This window comes from Streptomyces sp. NPDC047315, from assembly GCF_040643215.1.
GTDB lineage: Bacteria > Actinomycetota > Actinomycetes > Streptomycetales > Streptomycetaceae > Streptomyces.
The window spans coordinates 265,573-287,512 of sequence record NZ_JBEYTZ010000004.1; the positions used below are offsets into that span (position 1 = coordinate 265,573).

Annotated in this window: 17 protein-coding genes; 13 read left to right on the forward strand and 4 right to left on the reverse strand. The window is 72.7% G+C overall.

Features of this window, described 5'->3' with window-relative positions:
• Positions 1-229: 229 nt before the first annotated feature.
• Together ABZ842_RS06225 and ABZ842_RS06230 are read right to left on the reverse strand one after the other, a co-directional pair.
• Entirely contained in the window at positions 230-463 is a 234-nt protein-coding gene (locus ABZ842_RS06225; RefSeq protein ID WP_361532462.1) for a hypothetical protein, read from the reverse strand.
• An 82-nt stretch (positions 464-545) separates the two neighbouring features.
• Positions 546-791, reverse strand: a complete 246-nt coding sequence (locus tag ABZ842_RS06230) for a hypothetical protein (RefSeq protein WP_361532465.1) — start codon at positions 789-791, stop codon at positions 546-548.
• Positions 792-990: 199 nt separating this feature from the next.
• Between ABZ842_RS06230 and ABZ842_RS06235 the strand changes: the two genes are divergently transcribed.
• Positions 991-3,945: a beta-N-acetylglucosaminidase domain-containing protein gene (locus ABZ842_RS06235; RefSeq protein WP_361532468.1), complete on the forward strand. Its 2,955-nt coding sequence runs from the start codon at positions 991-993 to the stop codon at positions 3,943-3,945.
• A gap of 25 nt (positions 3,946-3,970) precedes the next feature.
• On the opposite strand, the gene ABZ842_RS06240 is transcribed toward ABZ842_RS06235, so the two are convergent.
• On the reverse strand, positions 3,971-4,900 hold the full coding sequence (locus ABZ842_RS06240) for a class I SAM-dependent methyltransferase (RefSeq protein WP_361532471.1): 930 nt from the start codon (positions 4,898-4,900) through the stop codon (positions 3,971-3,973).
• Positions 4,901-5,243: 343 nt separating this feature from the next.
• On the opposite strand from ABZ842_RS06240, the gene ABZ842_RS06245 reads away from it, so the two are divergent.
• Positions 5,244-5,774 (forward strand): DUF6584 family protein, encoded by a 531-nt coding sequence (locus ABZ842_RS06245; RefSeq protein ID WP_361532474.1) that lies wholly within the window; start codon positions 5,244-5,246, stop codon positions 5,772-5,774.
• Between the two features lie 91 nt (positions 5,775-5,865).
• Here the strand turns inward: ABZ842_RS06245 and ABZ842_RS06250 are convergent, their stop codons facing one another.
• Positions 5,866-6,432: an HNH endonuclease gene (locus ABZ842_RS06250; RefSeq protein WP_361532477.1), complete on the reverse strand. Its 567-nt coding sequence runs from the start codon at positions 6,430-6,432 to the stop codon at positions 5,866-5,868.
• A gap of 298 nt (positions 6,433-6,730) precedes the next feature.
• On the opposite strand from ABZ842_RS06250, the gene ABZ842_RS06255 reads away from it, so the two are divergent.
• From ABZ842_RS06255 to ABZ842_RS06305, 11 genes are all read left to right on the forward strand, one after another.
• Positions 6,731-7,834, forward strand: coding sequence for a mechanosensitive ion channel family protein (locus ABZ842_RS06255; protein WP_361532480.1), 1,104 nt, complete (start codon positions 6,731-6,733; stop codon positions 7,832-7,834).
• A 227-nt stretch (positions 7,835-8,061) separates the two neighbouring features.
• Positions 8,062-9,300, forward strand: coding sequence for an ROK family transcriptional regulator (locus ABZ842_RS06260; RefSeq protein WP_361532483.1), 1,239 nt, complete (start codon positions 8,062-8,064; stop codon positions 9,298-9,300).
• 154 nt (positions 9,301-9,454) lie between these two features.
• Positions 9,455-10,792, forward strand: a complete 1,338-nt coding sequence (locus ABZ842_RS06265) for an ABC transporter substrate-binding protein (RefSeq protein WP_361532486.1) — start codon at positions 9,455-9,457, stop codon at positions 10,790-10,792.
• Between the two features lie 16 nt (positions 10,793-10,808).
• The gene (locus ABZ842_RS06270; protein ID WP_361532489.1) at positions 10,809-11,750 is read left to right on the forward strand and encodes a sugar ABC transporter permease; all 942 of its coding nucleotides are present in this window, start codon (positions 10,809-10,811) and stop codon (positions 11,748-11,750) included.
• A gap of 1 nt (position 11,751) precedes the next feature.
• A complete protein-coding gene (locus ABZ842_RS06275; RefSeq protein ID WP_361532492.1) occupies positions 11,752-12,654 on the forward strand; it encodes a carbohydrate ABC transporter permease in 903 nt (300 codons plus the stop codon).
• A 7-nt stretch (positions 12,655-12,661) separates the two neighbouring features.
• Positions 12,662-13,927, forward strand: coding sequence for a 6-phospho-beta-glucosidase (locus tag ABZ842_RS06280; RefSeq protein ID WP_361532495.1), 1,266 nt, complete (start codon positions 12,662-12,664; stop codon positions 13,925-13,927).
• Positions 13,918-14,907 carry a BadF/BadG/BcrA/BcrD ATPase family protein gene (locus ABZ842_RS06285; RefSeq protein ID WP_361532498.1) on the forward strand — a complete coding sequence of 330 codons (990 nt, stop codon included), beginning with the start codon at positions 13,918-13,920 and terminating at the stop codon, positions 14,905-14,907. The genes ABZ842_RS06280 and ABZ842_RS06285 overlap by 10 nt, the downstream gene beginning before the upstream one ends.
• A gap of 575 nt (positions 14,908-15,482) precedes the next feature.
• Positions 15,483-16,865 carry a hypothetical protein gene (locus tag ABZ842_RS06290; RefSeq protein ID WP_361532501.1) on the forward strand — a complete coding sequence of 461 codons (1,383 nt, stop codon included), beginning with the start codon at positions 15,483-15,485 and terminating at the stop codon, positions 16,863-16,865.
• A 32-nt stretch (positions 16,866-16,897) separates the two neighbouring features.
• Positions 16,898-17,938, forward strand: coding sequence for a glutamate ABC transporter substrate-binding protein (locus tag ABZ842_RS06295; protein ID WP_361532694.1), 1,041 nt, complete (start codon positions 16,898-16,900; stop codon positions 17,936-17,938).
• A gap of 19 nt (positions 17,939-17,957) precedes the next feature.
• On the forward strand, positions 17,958-19,295 hold the full coding sequence (locus ABZ842_RS06300) for a hypothetical protein (protein WP_361532504.1): 1,338 nt from the start codon (positions 17,958-17,960) through the stop codon (positions 19,293-19,295).
• The gene (locus ABZ842_RS06305; RefSeq protein ID WP_361532507.1) at positions 19,292-21,940 is read left to right on the forward strand and encodes a tetratricopeptide repeat protein; all 2,649 of its coding nucleotides are present in this window, start codon (positions 19,292-19,294) and stop codon (positions 21,938-21,940) included. Before ABZ842_RS06300 ends, ABZ842_RS06305 begins: the two co-directional genes overlap by 4 nt.

A 21,940-nucleotide genomic window follows, 5' to 3' on the forward strand; every position in this document is an offset into this window, starting at 1 on the left:
TCAGGTCCCGGCTACGCGCCGTAGCGCCAAAGCCCGTACCCCGACTGCGGGCCGTCTATGGCTGGTCGCGCAGGTCCGCCCCCTACGCCCAGAGGGCGTGAGGGGACCCCCAGCGCCCCTGGGTTGCTCGCCCCGAGGCCCCCGCGGAGACCGGTCGCCCCGCACGCGGGAAACGCAGAACGGCCCGGGCGCAAGGGGCGGCCGGGCCGGTTCGGGATGCGAACGCGCGTTAGTTCTGGGGCTTGCGGGACTTGTCCAGGATCATGACGGCGAAGGTGATCGCCAGGAAGATCGCCAAGGGGAGAAACACGAAGAGGCCCAGAGTCTCGGCCACGCTCAGGCCCGGCCCCGGGTCGTCACCGTCGTCGCGGGTCAGCGCCAGCGCGGGCGACGACAGGAGCAGCATCATCAGCGTCGTACCGGCCGCGACGGTGCCGGCGCGCAGAGCGTTCTTCTTGTCCACGGTCACCAACGTAGCGAACCGCTGTCGGGGGCGCGCGCCCGGGGGTGCCATACGAGCCCGCCGAAGCCCGCTCACGCCCCCGTCACGCCCCCGCGACCGAGACGCCCGCCGAGACGCCGTGCGCCGTGGGCTCGCTGGTCAGCGGTGGGATGTCGACGAGCGGCGGCTCGCTGGTGAGCGGTACGGGACCGGGTAGCGGCGGCTCGCTCGTCAGCGGCGCGGGGTAGTCCTCGGGGCCGTAGCCGGGGCCGGGGCCGAACTCAAGGCCCGGCTCCGGAACCGGGTGGGTCAGCGCGGACAGCAGCAAGTGAACGGCGGGCGCGGTCATGATCGTCACTCCTCGAAGGACGGTAACGGTTCGGGCCGCGCCTACCCAGGCGAAGCGATCCCAGACCCCCGGAGCTCCCACGCATCGCCGGCCCCACTCGCATATGCCGCAGATCGCCCACGTCCGTTGACACGTCCCAGCCAGGGTGATGGGCTCGTTACCGTTCAGAGACCTTGGAGTGATGAGTGGTGCGTGCGTGATGGGTGACGACGTGCGGTCCGCGCGCGGAAGGCGACGGGCCACCGCCCTCGCCGTGGCGGTGGTCGGCGGACTCCTCGGCGGCGGTCAGGGGACCGCGCTCGCCCAGCCCGCCGCGCCCGGCGCCACCCCGGGCACCACGAACCGCGCCACCACGACCGCCCCCGCCTCCACCACCGCCCCGCCCTCCGTGTGGCCGCGCCCGCAGTCGATGAAGGCGCGCGGCGCCGCGCTGCCGCTGGGCGGGGAGCTCACGGTGGTCGCGGACCCGGACGCCGATCCGTACGCCGTGGACCTCGCCCACCAGGTGCTGCGGGACGCCGGCGCCCGCACGACCCCCGCCCGCACCGCACCGCCCGGCGGGCGCGGCCCCGTCCTGCACCTCGGCGGCGCCGGCGCGCAGCTCGCGCTGCGGGCGCTGGCCCCGGGCGCGTCCGCGCCGGGCGAGCTGCCCGCCGGCGGCTACCGCCTCGCGTCGGGCCGGCTCGACGGCCGCGTCAGCATCGCCGTCGACGGCGTCGACGCGGCCGGCCTCTTCCACGGCGTCCAGACCCTGCGCCAGCTCGTCGACCGCGGCGCGATCGCCGAGGTCGTCGTGCACGACTGGCCCGGCACGGCGGTGCGCGGCACGGCGGAGGGCTTCTACGGCGAGCCGTGGACCCACCAAGAGCGGCTGGCGCAGCTCGACTTCATGGGCCGCACCAAGCAGAACCGCTATCTGTACGCCCCGGGCGACGACCCCTTCCGGCAGGCGCGCTGGCGCGACGCGTACCCGGCGAAGGCCCGCGCCGAGTTCCGGGAGCTGGCCGAGCGGGCGCGGCGCAATCACGTCACGCTCGCGTGGGCGGTGGCGCCCGCGCAGGAGATGTGCCTCGCCGACGACGGGGACGTACGCGCCCTGACGCGGAAGATCGACGCGATGTGGGCGCTGGGCGTGCGCGCCTTCCAGCTCCAGTTCCAGGACGTCAGCTACAGCGAGTGGCACTGCGGCCGGGACGCGGACGCCTTCGGGCGCGGCCCCGGGGCGGCGGCGCGGGCGCACGCGCGCCTCGCGGACGCGGTGGCCCGGCACCTGGCGGAGCGCCACCCGGGCGCCGAGCCGCTGTCGCTGATGCCGACGGAGTTCTATCAGGACGGGGACACGGCGTACCGGCGCGCGCTGGCAGCGGAGTTGGACGGGCGGGTCCAGGTGGCGTGGACGGGCGTCGGGGTGGTGCCGCGGACCATCACCGGCGGCGACGTGGCGAAGGCGCGCGCCGCCTTCCGGCACCCGCTGGTGACGATGGACAACTATCCCGTGAACGACTACGACCAGGACCGGCTCTTCCTCGGCCCGTACACCGGCCGCGACCCGGCGGTGGCGGCGGGCTCGGCGGCGCTGCTGGCGAACGCGATGGAGCAGGCATCCGCGTCCCGCATCCCGCTGTTCACCGCCGCGGACTACGCGTGGAACCCGAAGGGCTACCGGCCGCAGGAGTCGTGGCGGGCCGCGCTGGACGACCTCGCGGGCGGGGACCCGGCGGCGCGGGACGCGCTCGGCGCGGTCGCCGGCCACCACACCTCGTCCGTGCTGAGCGGCGCCGAGTCCGACCACCTCCGGCCGTTGATCGACGCGTTCTGGCGCACCCGCGCCGGCACCAACAAGGTCAGGGACGACGCGGCGGCGGCGCTGAAGGCGCAGTTCACCGCGGCGCGTCAGGCACCCGGCAAGCTCACCGGCCCCGCGGACGGCCGGTTGGACGACGAGATGCGGCCCTGGCTGGACCAACTGGCCCGCTACGGCCGGGCCGGCGAACTCGCCGTCGAACTGCTCCAGGCCCAGGCGCGCGGTGACGGCGCAGCCGCCTGGGCGGCGTCGCTGGCGCTGGAGCCGGTGCGCCGGGAGTTGGCGGCGAGCCCCGCGGTGGTCGGCAAGGGGGTGCTGGGCCCCTTCGTGGACCGGGCGGTGCAGGAGGCCGCGCAGTGGACGGGCGCGGCCCGGGTCGCGGAAGGGCAGGACGCGACGGGCGTGGTGGACCTCGGCCGCGTACGGCCGCTGGACGCGGTCACGGTGATGACCGCGGCGAAGGCCGCGGGCGCGCCGACCGGCCGGTTGGAGGCCCGCGCCCCGGGCGAGGGCTGGCGTGCGGTCGCCGAGCTGTCCCCCACGGGCTGGACGCAGGTCCCGACGAAGTCGCTGCGGGCGGACGCGCTGCGGGTCGTCGGGGCGACGGGCGTACGGGCTGTGGTGCCGTGGTTCGCGGACGTGCCCGCGGTCGGGCTCGACCTGCCGCGCAAGCCGACGGACGCGGAGATAGGCGGCGCTGCGCAGCGCGTGGACGTACGCCTCACTCCGCAGCGGCCCGCCGACGCGCGGGGCCCGCTCACGGCGAAGGCGCCGCCCGGGGTGGACGTGAAGCTGCCCGACGAGGCGGCCGTGGCGCGCGGCCGGGCCACGACGGTCCCGGTCGAGGTCACGGTCGCACCGGACGCGCCCGCCGGCACGTACCTCGTCCCGCTCTCCTTCGCCGGCGGCCAACAGACCCTCACGGTCCGCGCCTTCCCGCGCACCGGCGGCCCGGACCTGCTGCGGTTGCCCGGCACGACCGCGTCCTCCTCGGGCGACGAGACCCCCGACTTCCCCGCGTCCGCGGCGCTGGACGGCGACGCGGGGAGCCGGTGGTCCTCCCCGTACGAGGACGGCGCCTGGTGGCAGGTGGAACTGGCCGCTCCGGTGCGGCTGGGCCAGGTCGTCGTGCACTGGCAGGACGCGTACGCCGCGCGCTACCGCGTCCAGGTCTCCTCCGACGGCCGCACCTGGCGCGACGCGGCGACGGTGACGGCGGGCGCGGGCGGCCGTGAGTCGGTCCGGATGGACGCCCCCGACGTCCGCTTCGTCCGGGTGCAGGGGGACGAGCGGGCGACGCGCTTCGGCTACTCGTTCTTCGCGGTGGAGGCGTACGCGGTGGCGCCCTGAGCAGGACGCGTCGGGGCCGGGTGCGTCAGGGCTGGTGCCGCCACCAGAAGGAGGCGGGTTGGAAGTGCCGGGTGACGCCGAGTCGTCGCCACAGCGGGCGCAGGATCGCCCGTAGCTCGGGGTCGCGGTGGAGGAAGGCGTTCGGCAGGAGGACGTCGAACCGCTCCGGCGCGGCCGTCAGCATCGCCGCCAACAGGTACTGCTCGGAGTACATCCGCCACCGCCAGGACTCCGGATAGTCCGCAGGCAGCATGATGTCGTGCACCTGCACCAGCACTCCGGGGTTCAGCTTCGGCAGGATCTCGAAGAAGAAGACCATGACGTCCGACCCCATGTGCAGCCGGTGCGACCCGTCGAGGAAGACGACGTCCCCGGCCTGGAGTTCCGCGAACACATCGTGCTCCGCGTCCTGGAGCGGCACCCGGACCACCTCGTCGCAGAGGCCGTCGATCTCGGCGCGCGGCGCCGGGTCGATGGACGTGATCCGCGTGTCCAGCCCGTGGTCGGAAACGGCTCGCCGGGCGAACATGGTGGAGTTGCCTGACCCGATCTCCAGGTACCGCGCCGGGTTGGTCTGCGCGAGCACCCCGTAGAGCGACAGCGCGTCCAGCGGCGGCAGCCAGGTGTTCCCCCAGTACGGACTGGTCCCCCGCTCCCTGCCGTCGACGGGGATGCGCCCGAGGTGGTCCGCGAGGTCGACGAAGCCCGTCAGCCGCTTCGCGTACTCCTCCCGGCCCCGCTCCAACACCTCCCGCACCGGCCCGAGTTCGGCGCGGGGCTCGGGCGTGACCACGTGGTCCATGAAGACCGGTTTCATCAGACCGGCGGCCCACATGACCAGCCCGAAGGCGGTGGGCCTGCGCTCCAGCCGATCGAGCCCCCGCTGGATGGCGGGGAACTTCTCCCACATGGTGGGGGCGGGTTCGCGGACGGTGTCCAGGTTCTGTGCGCGCAAGGAAAGAGAGCCTTTCGGTCAGCGGTACGGCGGGCCGTGAAAGGACGTGCTCTGGTTTCGTGCGCTTGCGGTCGTGCGCGTGCGGTCGTGCGCGTGCATCGGTGCGACCGGAGCGCAGGGCTCCGGCCTCGATGATCCTTTCCCCGGGCGACCCGCGGCTATCCCTGCCGTTTGCCCCTGCGGTCAGGCGGTCTGCTCCAAGAAGTCGCGCACCAGTGGCGTCTCTCGGTGGGCGACGGGCTCGGCCCGTAGATCGGCCAGGCTGGACGTACCGCGGGCGGGCGGGTGGGCCGGGCAAACAACCAGGTCGACGGGGGTCGGTGGGACAACCGATCATGTGTTCATGCCGTTGAGAGAGACCCTTGCCCGAGTCGACGCGGACCTGGCCGCCGGACGTGTGCCCGTCGCGCGCCAGCGGCTGCGCGGTCTCGTGTCGTCCTTTCCCCACGACCTGACGCTCCGGCGGCGGCTGGCTGAGGTGTACCGGCTCTTCGGCGATGCCGCCGAGGCCGGGCGGTGGATGTACCTCGAAGAGGACCGTGACCCCGACGAGACGGCCGCCTTCGAGGCGCGGTACGGATCTCCCGCGTGGCGGATGAAGGCCCTCGCCTGGCGCGGCCCCGAGGCGATGGCCGCCACCCCCTTCGCGCAGGCGCACCTCGTCGACCTGCGGACTGCCTGCGCCGGGGAGCTGGGGCGACCCGTCGCCTGGGACGACCCCGCCTCCTACCTGGCCGGCCTGGACGGCGAGGCCGAGACGGCGTCCTCGGAGCCGTGGACGGTCGGTGGCGTGCTGGCGGGTGTCGGCTGCCTGGTGGGGGTCCTCGCGTTCCTCGCGATCTGGGTGAACGGGGTCGTCGCCCTCTTCGGCTGACCGACGGCGGTACGGGGGCGCGTACCTTCCGGGCCCAGGCGGGGTCCGGAAGGGGACGGCGGGGCGACGGAAACAGCAGACGGCGCCGGTGTCAGGCGGAAACGCCGTCCATCCGTGCGCCGTCCATCCGCGCCCCGTCTATGCGGGCCATCACGTCGTCCGCGCCGTACGGCTGTAGGTACGGCAGCCAGCGGGGGTCGCGGTGGCCGGTGCCGATGATCCGCCATGCGAGGCCCGACGGCGGGCCCGGTTGGGAGCGCAGGCGCCAGCCCAGCTCCCGCAGGTGGCGGTCGGCCTTCACGTGGTTGCAGCGGCGACAGGCCGCGACCACGTTGTCCCAGGCGTGCTGGCCGCCGCGGCTGCGCGGGATGACGTGGTCGACGCTGGTTGCGACGCCACCGCAGTACATGCAACGCCCGCCGTCGCGGGCGAAGAGCGCTTTGCGGGTCAGTGGAACGGGCCCCCGGTAGGGGACCCGTACGAACCGTTTCAGCCGGACGACGCTGGGCGCGGCGACGACACGGGTCGCACTGTGCAGGAAGGCGCCGGACTCCTCCAGGCACAGGGCCTTGTTCTCCAGGACGAGGACGAGCGCGCGGCGGAGCGGTACGACGCCGAGCGGCTCGTACGACGCGTTGAGGACCAGGACGTGCGGCACGGTTGATGCCTCCTTGTACGCCGGCGACGCGTGGCTCGCGCCGGGACGATCTGTACTTCAGTCTCTCCTCAGCCCAGGTCCGAGCGCCACCACATGGCGGTAACGGGCTGGGAGTGTTTTCAACCACACCACGGACACACCACGGAACCCACTCATCCAACGAATGCCTGTTCCCGAGCCGCTCCCCCACCCGCCCCCGGGTGAGCCTTCTCTCTCCTCGCGTCCGGAACGGCAAGTGGAGGAGATGCCCCCGTTAGGGTGGTTGGCCTGCCGTACGCCATGCCAGGAGGTTCCTCCCGTGACCGCCATCTGGTCATCCCTCGTCCTCGCCGCCGGCCCGTCGTCGCCCTCGTCGGAGCCGACGCCGGAGTCGAAGCCCGTCACGCTCGACGAGGCCGCGGAGAAGGCGGGGAACGCCGCTGGATGGGTGGAGCAGAACTGGTCCACCTGGCTGAACACCGGCCTGCGGATCGCCCTGATCGTGATCGTCGCGCTGGTGCTGCGGTTCCTGGTGCGCCGGGCGCTGACGAAGCTGATAGAGCGGATGAACCGTTCCGCCCAGGCCGTGCAGGGCACCGCGCTCGGCGGGCTGCTGGTGAACGCGGAGCGGCGCCGGCAGCGGTCGGAGGCCATCGGGTCGGTGCTGCGCTCCGTGGCGTCGTTCCTCATCATGGGCACCGCGGCGCTGATGGTCCTCGGCGCCTTCGAGATCAATCTGGCGCCGCTGCTGGCGTCCGCGGGCGTCGCGGGCGTGGCGATCGGCTTCGGCGCCCGCAACCTGGTCACCGACTTCCTCTCCGGCGTCTTCATGATCATGGAGGACCAGTACGGCGTCGGTGACTCCATCGACGCGGGCGTGGCCTCGGGCGAGGTCGTCGAGGTGGGCCTGCGGGTGACCAAGCTGCGCGGGGTCGACGGCGAGATCTGGTACGTGCGCAACGGCGAGATCAAGCGGATCGGCAACCTGAGCCAGGGCTGGGCCACCGCGACCGTGGACGTCACGGTCCGGCCGACCGAGGACCTGGACCGGGTGCGCGGCGTCCTCGGCGAGGTCGCCGACGAGCTGGCGAAGGCCGAGCCGTGGAACGAGCAGCTGTGGGGCCCGGTGGAGACCCTGGGCCTGACCGAGGTGCTGCTGGAGTCGATGACGATCCGGGTCGCGGGCAAGACGATGCCGGGCAAGTCGCTCTCGGTCGAGCGGGAGCTGCGCTGGCGGATCAAGCGCGCCTTCGACGCGGCGGGCATCCAGATCGTGGGCGGGCTGCCGATGGTGGAGCAGGAGGCCCCGGCCGCGGACCCGTCGGCGTCGGTCGCCCCGCCGTCCGCGCTGGCGAGCCCCACCTCGCCCCAGTCGCTGGCCACCGCGCCGATACCGGCGCCCGGCCCGAACCTGACGAAGTAGCCCCCGAACTCACACCGAGCGGGCACCCGGTTTCACCGGGTGCCCGCTTTCTCATGCATACGGCGGCGTGCCGAAGGTAACGCTTTGGTTGCCGCGCGCGTGACGGCCATTGACGCCCGTACGGCCACCGGCATACGTTCAGGCCCTGTTAGGAAACTTTCCTAACAGTCCAGCGTCCTTACTGACCTCCGCCGGGCCCCCGCGGCCGAAGGGCAGGTGCAACCGTCGTGGCCGGAACCACCCCCGCAACCACCCCCGGCACGCCGCGCGTGCTGCGTGCGATGAACGACCGCGCCGCGCTCGATCTGCTGCTGGAGCACGGCACCCTGTCCCGTACCAAAGTAGGCAAGCTGACCGGGCTGTCCAAGCCCACCGCGTCCCAGCTCCTGGTCCGGCTGGAGGAGGCCGGTCTGGTCGTCGCCACCGGCACCACGGAGGGGCGCCCCGGCCCCAGCGCCCAGCTCTACGCGATCAACCCGGGCGCCGGCCACGCCGCCGGGCTCGACGTCACCCCGCAGCGCATCCGCGCCGCCGTCGCCGACATCACCGGCGCGGTCGTCGGGGAGTACGAGTTGGAGACCCGGGGCCGGCGCAGCACCAGCGTGGTGCGCCAGGTCACCGACGCGCTCGACGGCGCCGCGAAGGCGGCCGGGCTGACCCTCGCGGACGTCCACCGGCTCGTCATCGGGACGCCGGGCGCCTTCGACCCGGCCACCGGACGGCTGCGGTACGCCTCCCACCTGCCCGGCTGGCACTCCGCGACGCTGCTGGACGAGCTCGCGGCGGCGCTCCCGATGCCCTTCGAGTACGAGAACGACGTCAACCTCGTCGCCGTCGCCGAGCAGCGCCTGGGCGCCGCCCGCGGCCACCGGGACTTCGTCCTGCTGTGGAACGAGGAGGGGCTGGGCGGCGCCGTCGTCATCGGCGGCCGGCTGCACCGGGGCTTCACCGGCGGCGCGGGCGAGGTCGGCTTCCTGCCGGTGCCGGGCACCCCGCTGATGCGCCAGGTGACCAAGAGCAACGGCGGCGGGTTCCAGGAGCTGGCCGGCGCCCAGGTGCTGCCGGGGCTGGCGCGCGACCTGGGCGTGCCGGACGTCGGCAGCGGCCACTACCCGGACGTCGCCGTCGAACTGATGGAGCGCGCGGCCCGGGCCGCCGAATCCCCCGCCGATCCGGCGCTCCAGCCCCACCGGGACCTGCTGGACGCGTACGCCACCGCGCTGGCGACCGGTCTCGCCTCGGTCGTCGCCGTGCTCGACCCCGAACTCGTCGTCCTGGCCGGGCGGGCGATCACCGCCGGCGGGGAGCCGCTGCGCGCCCGCGTGCAGGCGGAGCTCACCGAGCTGGCCGCGCCCAGGCCACGGCTGCTGATGGCCTCCGTACGCGAAGACCCGGTGCTGCGCGGGGCGTTGGAGAGCGCCCTGGCCGCCACCCGCGAAGAGGTCTTCGACACCTCCGCCCGCTGACGCCCCTGCCCCCGGCCCTTCCTGACGCCTGCCGCCTCCGCCCGCTGACACCCCCCGGCCCCCGGCCCCCTCCTCTCGCTTCTCCTTCTGCGCACCACCACGGCACGTCCCTTCCCGACACCCGACCCGGCACCTGCCACAGGGAGACACCGCCATGTCCACACGCACGAGGAAGACCGCGGTCGCACTCGCCGCCACCGCCGCACTGTCCCTGCTCGCCTCGGCCTGTACGGGGTCGAACGACAGCGGCTCGAACGACGACCCCAAGGCCGACACCACGCTCACGTTCTGGCACGGCTGGTCCGCCCCCAGCGAGGTCAAGGCGATCGAGGAGAACGTCAAGCGCTTCGAGGCGGCGCACAAGAACATCAAGGTCAAGGTCGTCAAGAACATGACCGACGACAAGATCAACCAGGCGCTGCGGGCGGGCGGTTCCAACGCGCCGGACGTGGTGTCGTCCTTCTCCACCGACAGCGTCGGCAAGTTCTGCGACTCGGGCGCCTTCGTGGACCTCAAGACGTACCTGGAGAAGTCGAAGATCGATCCGACGAAGGTGTTCCACAAGCCCCTGCTGGACTACACCCGGTTCGAGGGCAACCAGTGCGCGCTGCCGCTGCTGAACGACGCCTACGGCCTCTACTACAACAAGGACGCGTTCAAGAAGGCGGGCATCACCGCCCCGCCCAAGACGTGGAGCGAGTTCACCGAGGTCGCCAAGAAGCTCACCCAGCCCAAGGGCGACAGCTACCAGCAGCTCGGCTTCATGCCGACGTACCACGGCTACGAGACGAGCGTGAGTCACTACGCCTCCCAGTGGTCGCCCACGTACTTCGACGCCGACGGCAAGTCGAACATCGCCAAGGACCCGGCGTTCGCCAACATGATGACCTACCAGAAGGGGCTGATCGACGAGCTCGGCGGCTTCCAGAAGCTGGAGAAGTACCGCAACACCTTCGGTGACGAGTGGGGCGCCGAGCACCCCTTCCACCTGGGCAAGGTCGCCATGCAGCTGGACGGCGAGTGGCGGCTGGGGATGGCCAAGGACGCCAAGGTCAAGTTCGAGATCGGCACCGCTCCGATGCCGGTCGCCGACGACCAGGTCGCCGACTACGGCAAGGGCTACCTCGCCGGCACGATCATGGGCATAGCCTCCACCAGCGAGAAGAAGAACGCGGCCTGGGAGCTGGTGAAGTACATGACCACGGACACCGCGGCCGTGGTCGCCTTCGCCAACGGGATCCGCAACGTGCCCTCCACCATCGAGGCGCTGGACTCGCCCGACCTGAAGTTCGACCCCGCGTTCAAGACGTTCATCGACATCGCCAAGCACCCCAAGTCCAACACCACGCCCGCGCAGGTCGACGGCGGTGCGTACCAGGTGACGTTCCAGGACCTCGCGTACCGGTACGAGGCGGGGAAGGTGAAGGACCTGAAGGCCGGTCTGGAGAAGACGGCCCAGCAGATCGACACCGACATCGCCAAGCAGAAGTAGCGGGACCGGACCCCGTATGGCCACGCACACCCTGCGTTCGAAGCGCCGCAGGTCGGCGCTTCGAACCGCGGCCTTCCTCTCGCCCTGGTTGATCGGCTTCAGCGTCTTCTTCGCCTATCCGCTGATCTCGACCGTCTACTTCTCCTTCATGCAGTACGACGGCTTCCGTCCGCCCACCCCCAACGGCGTGGAGAACTGGACCTACGTCTTCAACGAGTACCGGCTGTTCTGGCCGGCCCTGAAGAACACCCTGTGGCTGGTCGTGGTGATGGTCTCCTGCCGGGTCGTCTTCGGCCTCGGCATCGGGCTGCTGATCACCCGGATCAAGACCGGCGCCGGCGTCTTCCGCACCCTGTTCTACCTGCCGTACCTGGCGCCGCCGGTCGCCGCGACGCTCTCCTTCGTCTTCCTGCTCAACCCCGGCACCGGGCCGGTGAACTCCTTCCTGGAGTCGATCGGGCTGCCGGCCCCCGGCTGGTTCACCGACCCGACGTGGTCCAAGCCGGCGCTGACCATGCTCGCGCTGTGGGGCATCGGCGACCTGATGGTGATCTTCATGGCCGCGCTGCTGGACGTGCCGAAGGAGCAGTACGAGGCGGCCGAGTTGGACGGCGCCTCCTCCTTCCAGCGCTTCCGCTACGTGACGCTGCCGAACGTCTCCCCCATCGTGCTGTTCGCCGTGGTCACCGGGGTGATCCAGACGATGCAGTACTACACGCAGCCACTGGTCGCGGGGAAGGTCGCCTCCGGCATCATCGGCGGCAGCGGGCAGCAGTTCGAGCCCGGCTACCCCGAGAAGTCCACGCTGACGCTGCCGCAGCTGATCTACAACATCGGCTTCCAGCGCTTCGACTACGGCGCCGCGGCGGTCCTCGCCCTCGTCCTGTTCGCGTTCTCCATGGTCTTCACCGCGTTCCTGATGCGCCGGCGCGGCGGCCTCGTCCGGGTGGGTGACTGAGATGGCCCAGGTGATCGACCACAAGCCCGCCGCCCGCAGCGGCGGCGGCCCGCAGTCGCCGGCCGCGCGCACGGCCCGGCGCAAGGCGCTGCTGCACTGGATCGGCGTCCACTCCCTCGGCGTCGCCGCCGCGCTCTTCTTCGTCCTGCCGTTCGTCTTCGTCGTGCTGACCAGTCTGATGAGCGACCAACAGGCGCTGACCCGGGACCTGATCCCGCGGACCTGGGAGTGGGACAACTACGTCAAGGTGTGGGAAACGCCCGGCTTCCTGACGTGGTGGCGCAACACGCTGCTGTACGCGGGGCTCGGTACCGTCCTGACGGTGGTCAGCTCCATCCCCGTGGCGTACGCCCTCGCCAAGTTCCGCTTCCGCGGCCAGCGGCTGACGATGATGCTGGTCATCTCGATGATGATGCTGCCGCCGCAGGTCGTCGTGATCCCGATGTACCTGTTCTGGGCGAAGGAGTTGGACCTCGCGGGCTCGCTGTGGCCGCTGATCATCCCGATGGCGTTCGGGGACGCGTTCTCCATCTTCCTGCTGCGGCAGTTCCTGCTCACCATCCCCAACGAGTACCTGGACTCGGCGCGGGTGGACGGCTGCGGCGAGGTGCGGACCCTGCTGAAGGTGGTCCTGCCGATGGCGAAGCCGGGGATCGCCGCGGTGGCGCTGTTCCAGTTCTTCTACGCCTGGAACGACTACTTCGGCCCGCAGATCTACGCGTCCGAGAACCCCGCCGCCTGGACCCTCAGCTACGGCCTGGAGTCCTTCAAGGGCGCGCACCAAACCAACTGGAACCTGACCATGGCCGCCACCGTGCTGGTCATGGCACCTGTGATCCTCGTCTTCTTCTTCGCCCAAAAGGCGTTCGTCGAGGGCGTCACACTGACCGGAGTGAAGGGCTAGGGACTGAATGAAGCTCGCTGTCGTGGGTGGCGGATCCACCTATACACCGGAGTTGATCGACGGCTTCGCCCGGCTGCGGGACACGCTCCCGATCACCGAGCTCGTACTGATCGACCCGGCCGCCGAGCGGCTGGAGCTGGTCGGCGGACTGGCCCGGCGCATCTTCGCCAAGCAGGGCCACGGAGGGAAGGTCGTCACCACCTCCGACGTGGACGCGGGCGTCGCCGACGCCGACGCGGTGCTCCTCCAACTGCGCGTCGGCGGCCAGGCGGCCCGGCAGCAGGACGAGACGTGGCCGCTGGAGTGCGGCTGCGTCGGCCAGGAGACGACCGGCGCCGGCGGCCTCGCGAAGGCGCTGCGGACCGTGCCCGTCGTGCTCGACATCGCCGAACGGGTGCGGCGCACCAACCCCAACGCCTGGATCATCGACTTCACCAACCCGGTGGGGATCGTGACCCGGGCCCTGCTGTCCGCCGGGCACAAGGCCGTCGGCCTGTGCAACGTCGCCATCGGCTTCCAGCGCAAGTTCGCCGCGCTGCTGGACGTGACGCCCGGCGAGGTCCACCTCGACCACGTGGGGCTCAACCACCTCACCTGGGAGACCGGGGTGCGAATCGGCGGACCGGAGGGCGCGGACCGGCTGCCGCAGCTGCTCGCCGAGCACGGCGCGACCATCGCGGACAACGTCCGGCTGCCGCGGGAGCTGCTGGACCGGCTCGGCGTCGTCCCCTCGTACTACCTGGGCTACTACTACACCCACGACCAGGTGGTGCGGGAGCAGCAGACCAAACCGTCCCGGGCCGCGGAAGTCGCCGCGATGGAGCGGCAGTTGCTGGAGATGTACGGCGACCCGAAGCTGGACACCAAGCCGGAGCTGCTGGCCAAGCGCGGCGGGGCGTACTACTCGGAGGCGGCGGTGGACCTCGCGGCCTCGCTGCTCGGCGGGGGCGGCAGCCCGTACCAGGTGGTGAACACCACCAACGACGGCACGCTGCCCTTCCTCCCCGACGACGCGGTCATCGAGGTGCAGGCCGCGGTCGGCGCGAAGGGCGCGACGCCGCTGCCCGTGCCGAGCGTGGACCCGCTGTACGCGGGCCTGATCGCGAACGTCACCGGGTACGAGGACCTGGCGCTGGACGCGGCGCTGCGGGGCGGGCGCGACCGGGTGTTCCGGGCGCTGCTGGCGCATCCGCTGGTCGGCCAGTACGAGTACGCCGAAGCCCTCACCGACCGGCTGCTGGCACACAACCGGGAGCACCTGGCGTGGGCGTGACCGCAGCAGTCCTCGCGATCGACGCGGGCAACAGCAAGACCGACGTGGCCTTCGTGGCGGCCGACGGGTCGGTGCTCGCGTCGCATCGGGGGAACCTGGGCTTCCAGCCCCCCAAGGTCGGCCTCGACGCCGCGGTCGACGCGATCGCCGCGCCCGTCGCGGCGGCGCTCGCGCAGGCGCGCGCCGAAGGGCGGGACATCGACGGGGTCCAGCACGTCTCGGCGTGCCTCGCCAACGCGGACCTGCCCGTCGAGGAGGAGCAGATCACCGCGGCGCTGCACGCGCGGGGTTGGGCCGCGTCGACGCGGGTGCGCAACGACACCTTCGCGATCCTGCGGGCCGGGGTCGACGAGCCCCGGGGCGTCGCGGTCACCTGCGGCGCCGGCATCAACTGCGTCGGGATGCTCCCCGACGGGCGCACCGCGCGCTTCCCCGCGATCGGGAAGATCTCCGGCGACTGGGGCGGCGGCATGGGGCTCGCGGAGGAGTCCCTGTGGTCGGCGGCGCGCGCGGACGACGGCCGGGGGGAGCCGACGGAGCTGGCCCGCACCCTGCCGGCGCACTTCGGCCTGGGGTCGATGACGGAGCTGATCGAGTCGCTGCACCTGGGCGGGATCCCGTACGCCCGGGTGCACGAGCTCACCCCGGTGCTCTTCGCCACCAGCGCGGCGGGCGACCCGGTCGCGCAGGCGCTGGTGCGCCGGCTGGCGGAGGAGATCGTCACGATGGCGACGGTCACCCTCGGCAAGCTGGACCTGCTGGCGGAGGAGGCGCCGGTGGTGCTGGGCGGCGGGGTGCTGGCGGCGCGGCACACGGAGTTGGACGCGCACATCGGGGTGCTGCTGGCGGAGCGCGCGCCGAAGGCGCGGGCGCAGGTGGTGGTGGCGCCGCCGGTGTTGGGTGCGGTGTTGTTGGGCCTGGACGAGGTGGAGGCGCCGCCCGCGTCCCACGCGACGTCCCGCGCGCACTACCTCCCGTAGCCGCCCTGCCCCGGGGCCCGCGCCCCGGGGCCCTCCGCCCCCGCGCCGTCCCCTGCGGGGGGCGCTGGTGTCTGCGTGCTGCGTCGTGGTTGTCCGCGCAGGTCTCGGCGCCCCTAATTGCCCACGCCCTGCGGGCGTAGGGGACTTTCCCGGCACGATCCGCAGACGACTGACGGGCTGAGCGAAACAGGGGCGCGGGGAACTGCGCGAACGGCCACGACGTACCCGCGGAGACCACTGATCCCGCAGGGTTACGGCGGGTGTGTCAGGGGCGCGGGGAACTGCGCGACAAGCCACAGACGGGCCGCAGTCGACAAGCGACACCTCGGCCTACGGCGCGTAGTCAAGGGGAGCTGGGGCTCCGGAAACGGTGCGTGCGAGCGCAGCGCACGTTGGGGGAACGGGGCCGTCCGCGGGGGCGCGGGGCCGTCGCAAGGGGCACCTGGGGCGGTTGCTGGTGCAAGATCCAGTCAAGGCGGCTGTGCTCGTCGGCCATCGCGGCCATACTGCTGGCCGGGGGCAGTCCCCGAACCGCCGGGGGGCGGGCCGTCGTCAGCGACCGAGGGGGAGGTCTCGTGACACATCCGCCGAGCACGCGGAGCACGCAGGGAACGGAGAGCAGTCGCGCCCCGCGCGACCCCCGCGTCCCGCCCGGCACCCTCGGCGACGCCGCCGCCCAACTCCGCGCCGCCGCCACCACCGAGCCCGGGCGGCTCCAGATCATCGGCGCGGTGCTCGCCGCGCTGGTGCTCGCGTTCGGCGCGGTGACCGCGCTGGAGGTGTCGCAGCGCGCGGGCGCTGCCGACGACGTCGTCGAGCGCAGCCAGCCGCTGAGCGCGGACGCCGCGCTCGTCTACCGCTCCCTCGCGGACGCCGACACCGCCGCCTCCAGCGGTTTCCTCGCCGGCGCCGTCAAGGAGCCCCGCGCGGTGCGCGAGCGGTACGAGAAGGACGTCGCCCGCGCCTCCCAGCTGCTGGTGAAGGCCGCGACGCACACCGACGGCGGCAGCGAGTCGGGCCGGCAGATCGCCACGCTCAACGAGCAGTTGCCGATCTACACCGGGCACATCGAGACCGCCCGCGCCTACAACCGGCAGGGCCTCCCGCTCGGCGGTGCGTACCTGCGGTTCGCCAACGAGCAGATGACGAAGGTGCTGCTGCCCGCCGCGCAGAAGCTGTACGACGCGGAGACGGCCCGGCTCGACCGGGACGACGAGGACGCCCGGTCCTGGCCGCTGCTGTCCGTGCTCGTCGGGCTCGTCGCACTCGGCGCGCTCGGCTGGGCGCAGCGTCGCAACTTCCTGCGCACGAACCGGGTCTTCAACCACGGGCTGCTCGCGGCCACCGCCGCGTGCGCCGTCGTCCTGCTGTGGCTGGTCGTCGCACAGACCGTGGCCGCGGCCCAGTTGGGCGAGGCGCAGTCCAGCGGGCAGCAGTCCCTCAAGGTGTTGAACGACGCGCGGATCAGCTCCCTGAAGGCGCGGGCCAACGAGAACCTCGTGCTGGTCTCCCGGGGCGCGGTGCTCACGGACGACGGCAAGCAGGACAAGTACGAGACGGAGTACGCACAGCACGTCCGCGATCTGGTCGACGACCTCGGCCGGGCCCAGCGGCTGGCCGACGACGCCGCCGGCCGGCGCCCCGTCGAGGCCGCGGCCGAGGATGTGGACGCCTGGCAGGACTTGCACCGGCAGGTGAGCGAGACGGACCGGGCCGGTGAGTACGAGCGCGCGGTGGAGAAGGTCATCGGCGCGAAGGACTCGACCGGGACGTCCTTCGACGAGGTGGACGCCGCGCTGGACGAGGCGCTCGCGCACGAACAACGCGAGTTCACCCGCGCCGCGGAGAACGGCCGGGGCGCTCTGGGCGTCTTGCCCGTCGGGGCCGTGGTGCTCGGCGTGGCGGGCGCGCTGGGCGCGGTCCTCGGAATCAACCGCAGGCTTTCGGAGTACCGGTGAACGGCACCGATGAGAAGGTGAGAGGGGGCGTGATGGGAGTGCGGGACATCAAGGGTGCCGGGCGGTTCAGCGCGCGCGGCTGGGGCGGTGTCGTCGCCATGGCCGTCGCGTGCGCCGCCGCCGCCACGTTGATACCGCTGTCGCAGGACGCCGGCTCGTCGATCTCGTCCGCCGGCGTCCCCGCCGGCACCGGCGGGACGACTCCCGTGACGCCGGTGACGCGCGCCGCCGCCCAGGAGTGCGACTCCCCCGAGGCGTCCCTCACTCCGTCGGCCGCCGACGGCCCGACCGTCGCCGCCATCAAGAAGCGCGGCAAACTGGTCGTCGGCGTGGACCAGAACAGCTACCGCTGGGGCTACCGCAACCCCACCAACGGAGCCATCGAAGGCTTCGACATCGACCTGGCGCGGGCCGTCGCGGAGGATCTCCTCGGCAGCAAGGACGCCGTGATCTTCCGCGCCATCCCGACGAACCAGCGCATCCCCGCGTTGAACAACGACACCGTGGACATCGTCGTCCGCACGATGACGATCAACTGCGCCCGGATCAAGCAGGTCGCGTTCTCCACCGCGTACTTCCAGTCCGGCCAGCAGGTGCTGGCCCCCAAGAACTCGGACGTCACCGGCTACGACGCGAGCCTCAAGGGCAAGCGGGTGTGCACCGCCGAGGGCTCCACCGCCAACGAGGCCCTGAAGGAGAACTCCTTCGGCGCCGTCTTCCAGGACGAGCACGACGGTCGCCCCGGCGACGAGGACGTGCTCACCGTGCCGAACCAACTCGACTGCCTCGTCCGCCTCCAGCAGGGCCTGGTCGACGCGGTCGTCACCGACAGCGCGCTCGCCGCCGGCCAGGCGGCCCAGGACCCGGCGGTCGAGCTGAAGGGCGGCAAGCCCTTCACCACCGAGTACTACGGCGTGGCGACCAAGCTCGGCAAGGACGACCTGGTGCGCCGGATCAACAAGGTGCTGGAGGAGTACCGCCCGGTCGCGTGGAAGCAGGCGTACGAGAACTGGCTGGAGGCCGACCTGCCCGGCATGACCGCCGCCCCCGCCCCCAAATACCGCTCCGACTGACCGACGAAAGAGGTGATCGATGGGCGTCGCTGGATCCTTCCCCGGCTCAGGAGACGGGCTCCCCGAGGCGGTGATGGACCGGGACGAGGTCGACCGTGCCCTGGCCCGGTTGGGCTCCGAGCACGAGGCGATCGAGACCTCCCTGCTCGCCCTCCAGGACCACGCGGGCCGCAGACTCCTGGAGGGCGCCGAGCTGACGGGCGTCACCAAGGACCGCTGGGCCGCGACCGAGCAGGCGATCGCCCTGCTGTGGGTGTACTTCGAGGCGTACAGCGACGCGCTGACGCAGATCCGGGAGGTCCGGGCGCGCCGCCGCTGGTCGAGCCGGGACGACCTGGTGGACCTGACGGAGCGGCTGCGCGGCCCCAGCGTCGCGGTGGCGCACCAGGCCCGGGGCACCGCCCCGACGACCGGGCCGACGAAGCTGTCGGAACGGTTCACCCTCGCCGGCCTGGTGGAGCGGATGAACGAGCTGTACGCGAAGTCGCTGAACATGGTGGTCACGGCGGACGCCGTGTGGTCGGCGCTGCCGGCCCGGATCGACCTGCTGTCGGCCGAGTTGCAGCGCACCCGCTCGCTCGCGCACTCGGTGGGCGTGCGCCCCGGCGAACACCCCTCGGGTGACGAACTGGAGTCCATCACCCAGGAGTTGGCGACGCTGCGCGTCCAGGTGATCTCCGATCCCTTGGCGTTCTGGCGGCCCGCGCCGCTGTCGTCGGCGCCGGGCGGGGGCCGTCCGGACACCGACCGCTACGACCGCGCGGCGCGCGCCCTGGAGGACGTCCGCCGGGAGATCGAGGCCGTGTTGCAGGTCCGCCAGGACTCGGAGGAGCGGTTGGTGCGGCTGCGGGACGTGCTCTCCCGCGCGGACCGCACCCTCGCCGAGGCGCGGACGGCCCGCGGCGAGGTGCTGGCGAAGATCGCCGCGTCCGAGGTGCCGGCGGTCAGCGGACCGCCGACCGTGCTCCAGGAGCGGCTGGTGACCGCCGCCGACCACCGCCGCCACTCCCGGTGGCACCGGCTGTCCCCGCTGCTGGAGTCCCTGGAGCGGGAGGCGGAGGACGAACTGCTGCGCGCCCGGGAGTCCTTGACGGCGGTCACCGCGCCGCTCGCGGTCCGTGCCGAACTGCGCGGCCGGCTGGACGCGTACAAGGCGAAGGCGGCCCGGCACGGCCTGGTCGAGGACCCGCTGCTGATCGAGCGGTACGACGCGGCCCGCCGGATGCTGTGGAGCGCACCGTGCGATCTGCGCGCCGCCGACCAGGCCGTACTGCGCTACCAGGCGGCGGTGGCGGAGGCATTGGCCCATGCGGAGCCCGGGCGTCCGGGCTCCGTCGACGGCGGGGGGACCTCATGACCGAGACGCACGTGAGCAGAGGGAAGAGCGGCGGCGCGCGCTGCCAGCGGCCCGAGTGCGACGGCTCGTACGAGGACGTCGGCGGCGGCGAGTTGTACTGCGACGCCTGCGGCCTCGCGCCGGTGGTCGCGGCCGGCGGCCCGGGCAGCGCCCGCTCGAAGGCCCGCGCCGGCGCATCGGGCCGCGGCTCGCGCGCCTCGTCCCAGGGCTCCCGCGCCTCGTCCCGTTCGTCGGGCCGCACGTCCTCGCGCACCGCCCGCTCCGCGTCCTCGCGCCGCTCGGTGTCGGGGCGGCTGTCGCGCACCGCGTCGGGCGCCGGTGCCGCTTCCCGTACGGTCTCGGTCTCGGTGGTCTCCGCGGGTTCGACCGGGAAGGCGTCGGGGCGCGGCCGGCTGGGCGCGGGCCTGGTGAGCGTGCCGGAGGTGCCGCGCCCCGATCCGCACTCCGCGGTGATGGACGTGCCCGAGGTGCCCGAGCGCAAGCGGTTCTGCTCCCGCTCGGACTGCGGTGCGCCGGTGGGGCGGGCGCGCGGGGAGCGCCCGGGCCGCACCGAGGGCTTCTGCACCTCCTGCGGGCACCCGTACTCCTTCGTGCCGAAGTTGGAGGCGGGGGACGTGGTGCACGGCCAGTACGAGGTCGTGGGCTGTCTGGCGCACGGCGGCCTCGGCTGGGTCTACCTCGCCGTCGACCGGGCGGTCTCCGACCGCTGGGTGGTCCTCAAGGGCCTCCTCGACACCGGCGACCAGGACGCGATGGAGGCGGCGATCTCCGAGCGGCGGTTCCTCGCCGAGATCGAGCACGCCAACATCGTCCGCATCTACAACTTCGTGGAGCACCTGGACCAGCGCACCGGCTCCCTCGACGGCTACATCGTGATGGAGTACGTCGGCGGCAAGTCGCTGAAGGAGTTGGCGAACGAGCGGCGGGACGCGGGCGGCAAGCGCGATCCGCTGCCGGTCGAGCAGGCGTGCGCGTACGGCATCGAGGCGCTGGAGGCCCTCGGCCACCTGCACGGCCGCAACCTCCTGTACTGCGACTTCAAGGTCGACAACGCGATCCAGCAGCAGGACCAGCTCAAGCTGATCGACCTGGGCGCGGTGCGGCGGATGGACGACGAGGAGTCCGCCATCTACGGCACCATCGGGTACCAGGCCCCGGAGGTCGCCGAGCAGGGCCCGTCGGTCGCCTCCGACCTGTACACGGTCGCCCGCACCCTCGCCGTGCTGACCTTCGACTTCCAGGGCTACACGAACGTGTTCGTGGACTCCCTGCCCGACCCGGAGAACATCGAGGTCTTCCGGACGTACGAGTCGTTCTACCGGCTCCTGGTCCGGGCCACCGACCCCGATCCGACCCGGCGCTTCTCCTCGGCGCAGGAGATGGCGGAGCAGCTCACGGGGGTGCTCAGGGAGGTCGTCGCGCTCCAGACCGGGCGGCCCCGACCGGCGCTCTCCACACTCTTCGGCCCCGAGGTGAAGGTCGCGGACACGGAGCTGTTCGCGGCGGCGGAGGACGACGTGTCCGCGCTGGGGGCGCGGCCGGCGCCCCGGAGCGCGTACGGGCGCGGTGCGCCGACCGTTGTGGGCGGGGCCGACGGCGGTGCGGCCGTCCCCCGTCAGGGTGGGCCCGGCGGCGCACTCCAACGGGGGTCGACGGCCCGGCTCGCGCCGCGGCTCGCACCGCTGGACACCGCCGCGGTGGCGCTGGCGCTGCCGGCCCCGAACGTGGACGCCGACGACCCGAACGCCGGCTTCCTCGCCGGGCTGCTGGCGGCGGCCCCCGCCGAGCTGGTCGCCGCCCTGGCCGCAGTCCCCGCCCCCTCGCGCGGGACCCGGCTGCGGGAGGTGCGGGCCCGGTTGGAGACGGGCGAGTACGCCGCGGCGCTCGACGTGCTGACGGGTGTGGAGCGGCAGCACTCCGACGACTGGCGGGTGATCTGGTACCGCGGCCTCGCCTCGCTGGTGGTGGGCGACGACGAGGGCCTGGCCGCGGCGGCGCTCTCCTTCGACGCGGTGTACGACGCCTTCCCCGGCGAGTCCGCGCCGAAGCTGGCGCTCGCCGTCTGCGCCGAACTGCTGGGCCAGTTGGACAACGCGGCCGAGTACTACCGGCTGGTGTGGACGACGGACCCGAGCCATGTGAGCGCCGCGTTCGGGCTGGCCCGGGTGCAGCTCGCCGCGGCCGACCGCGCCGGCGCCGTGCGCACCTTGGAGTCGGTGCCGGAGGCGTCCATCCACTACACGGCGGCCCGGGTGGCGGCCGTACGGTCCCGGCTGCGCCGGCGCGCCGCGCTCGACCCCCTGCTGGACGATCTGACCGCGGCAGCCGCGCAGGTGACGGCGTTGCGGGCGGCGGGACTCGACGCGGTGCGCGGTGAGCGGTTGACCACGGAAGTACTCGGTACGGCGCTGGACTGGGTAATCTCCGGAAGTCCCGGAGCACCACCGCCCCCGACGAGTTCGACGAGCACCGCGGATCCGGTCGGCGCGCCCCGCGCGCTGCTCGGCTGCGAACTCGACGAACGGGGCCTGCGCTTCGGGCTGGAACGCTCGTACCGGGTGCTCGCCCGGCTCGCCCAACGCGGCGAGGAGCGCGTGGATCTGGTGGAGCGTGCCAATCGCTTCCGCCCCCGGACGTGGGTGTGA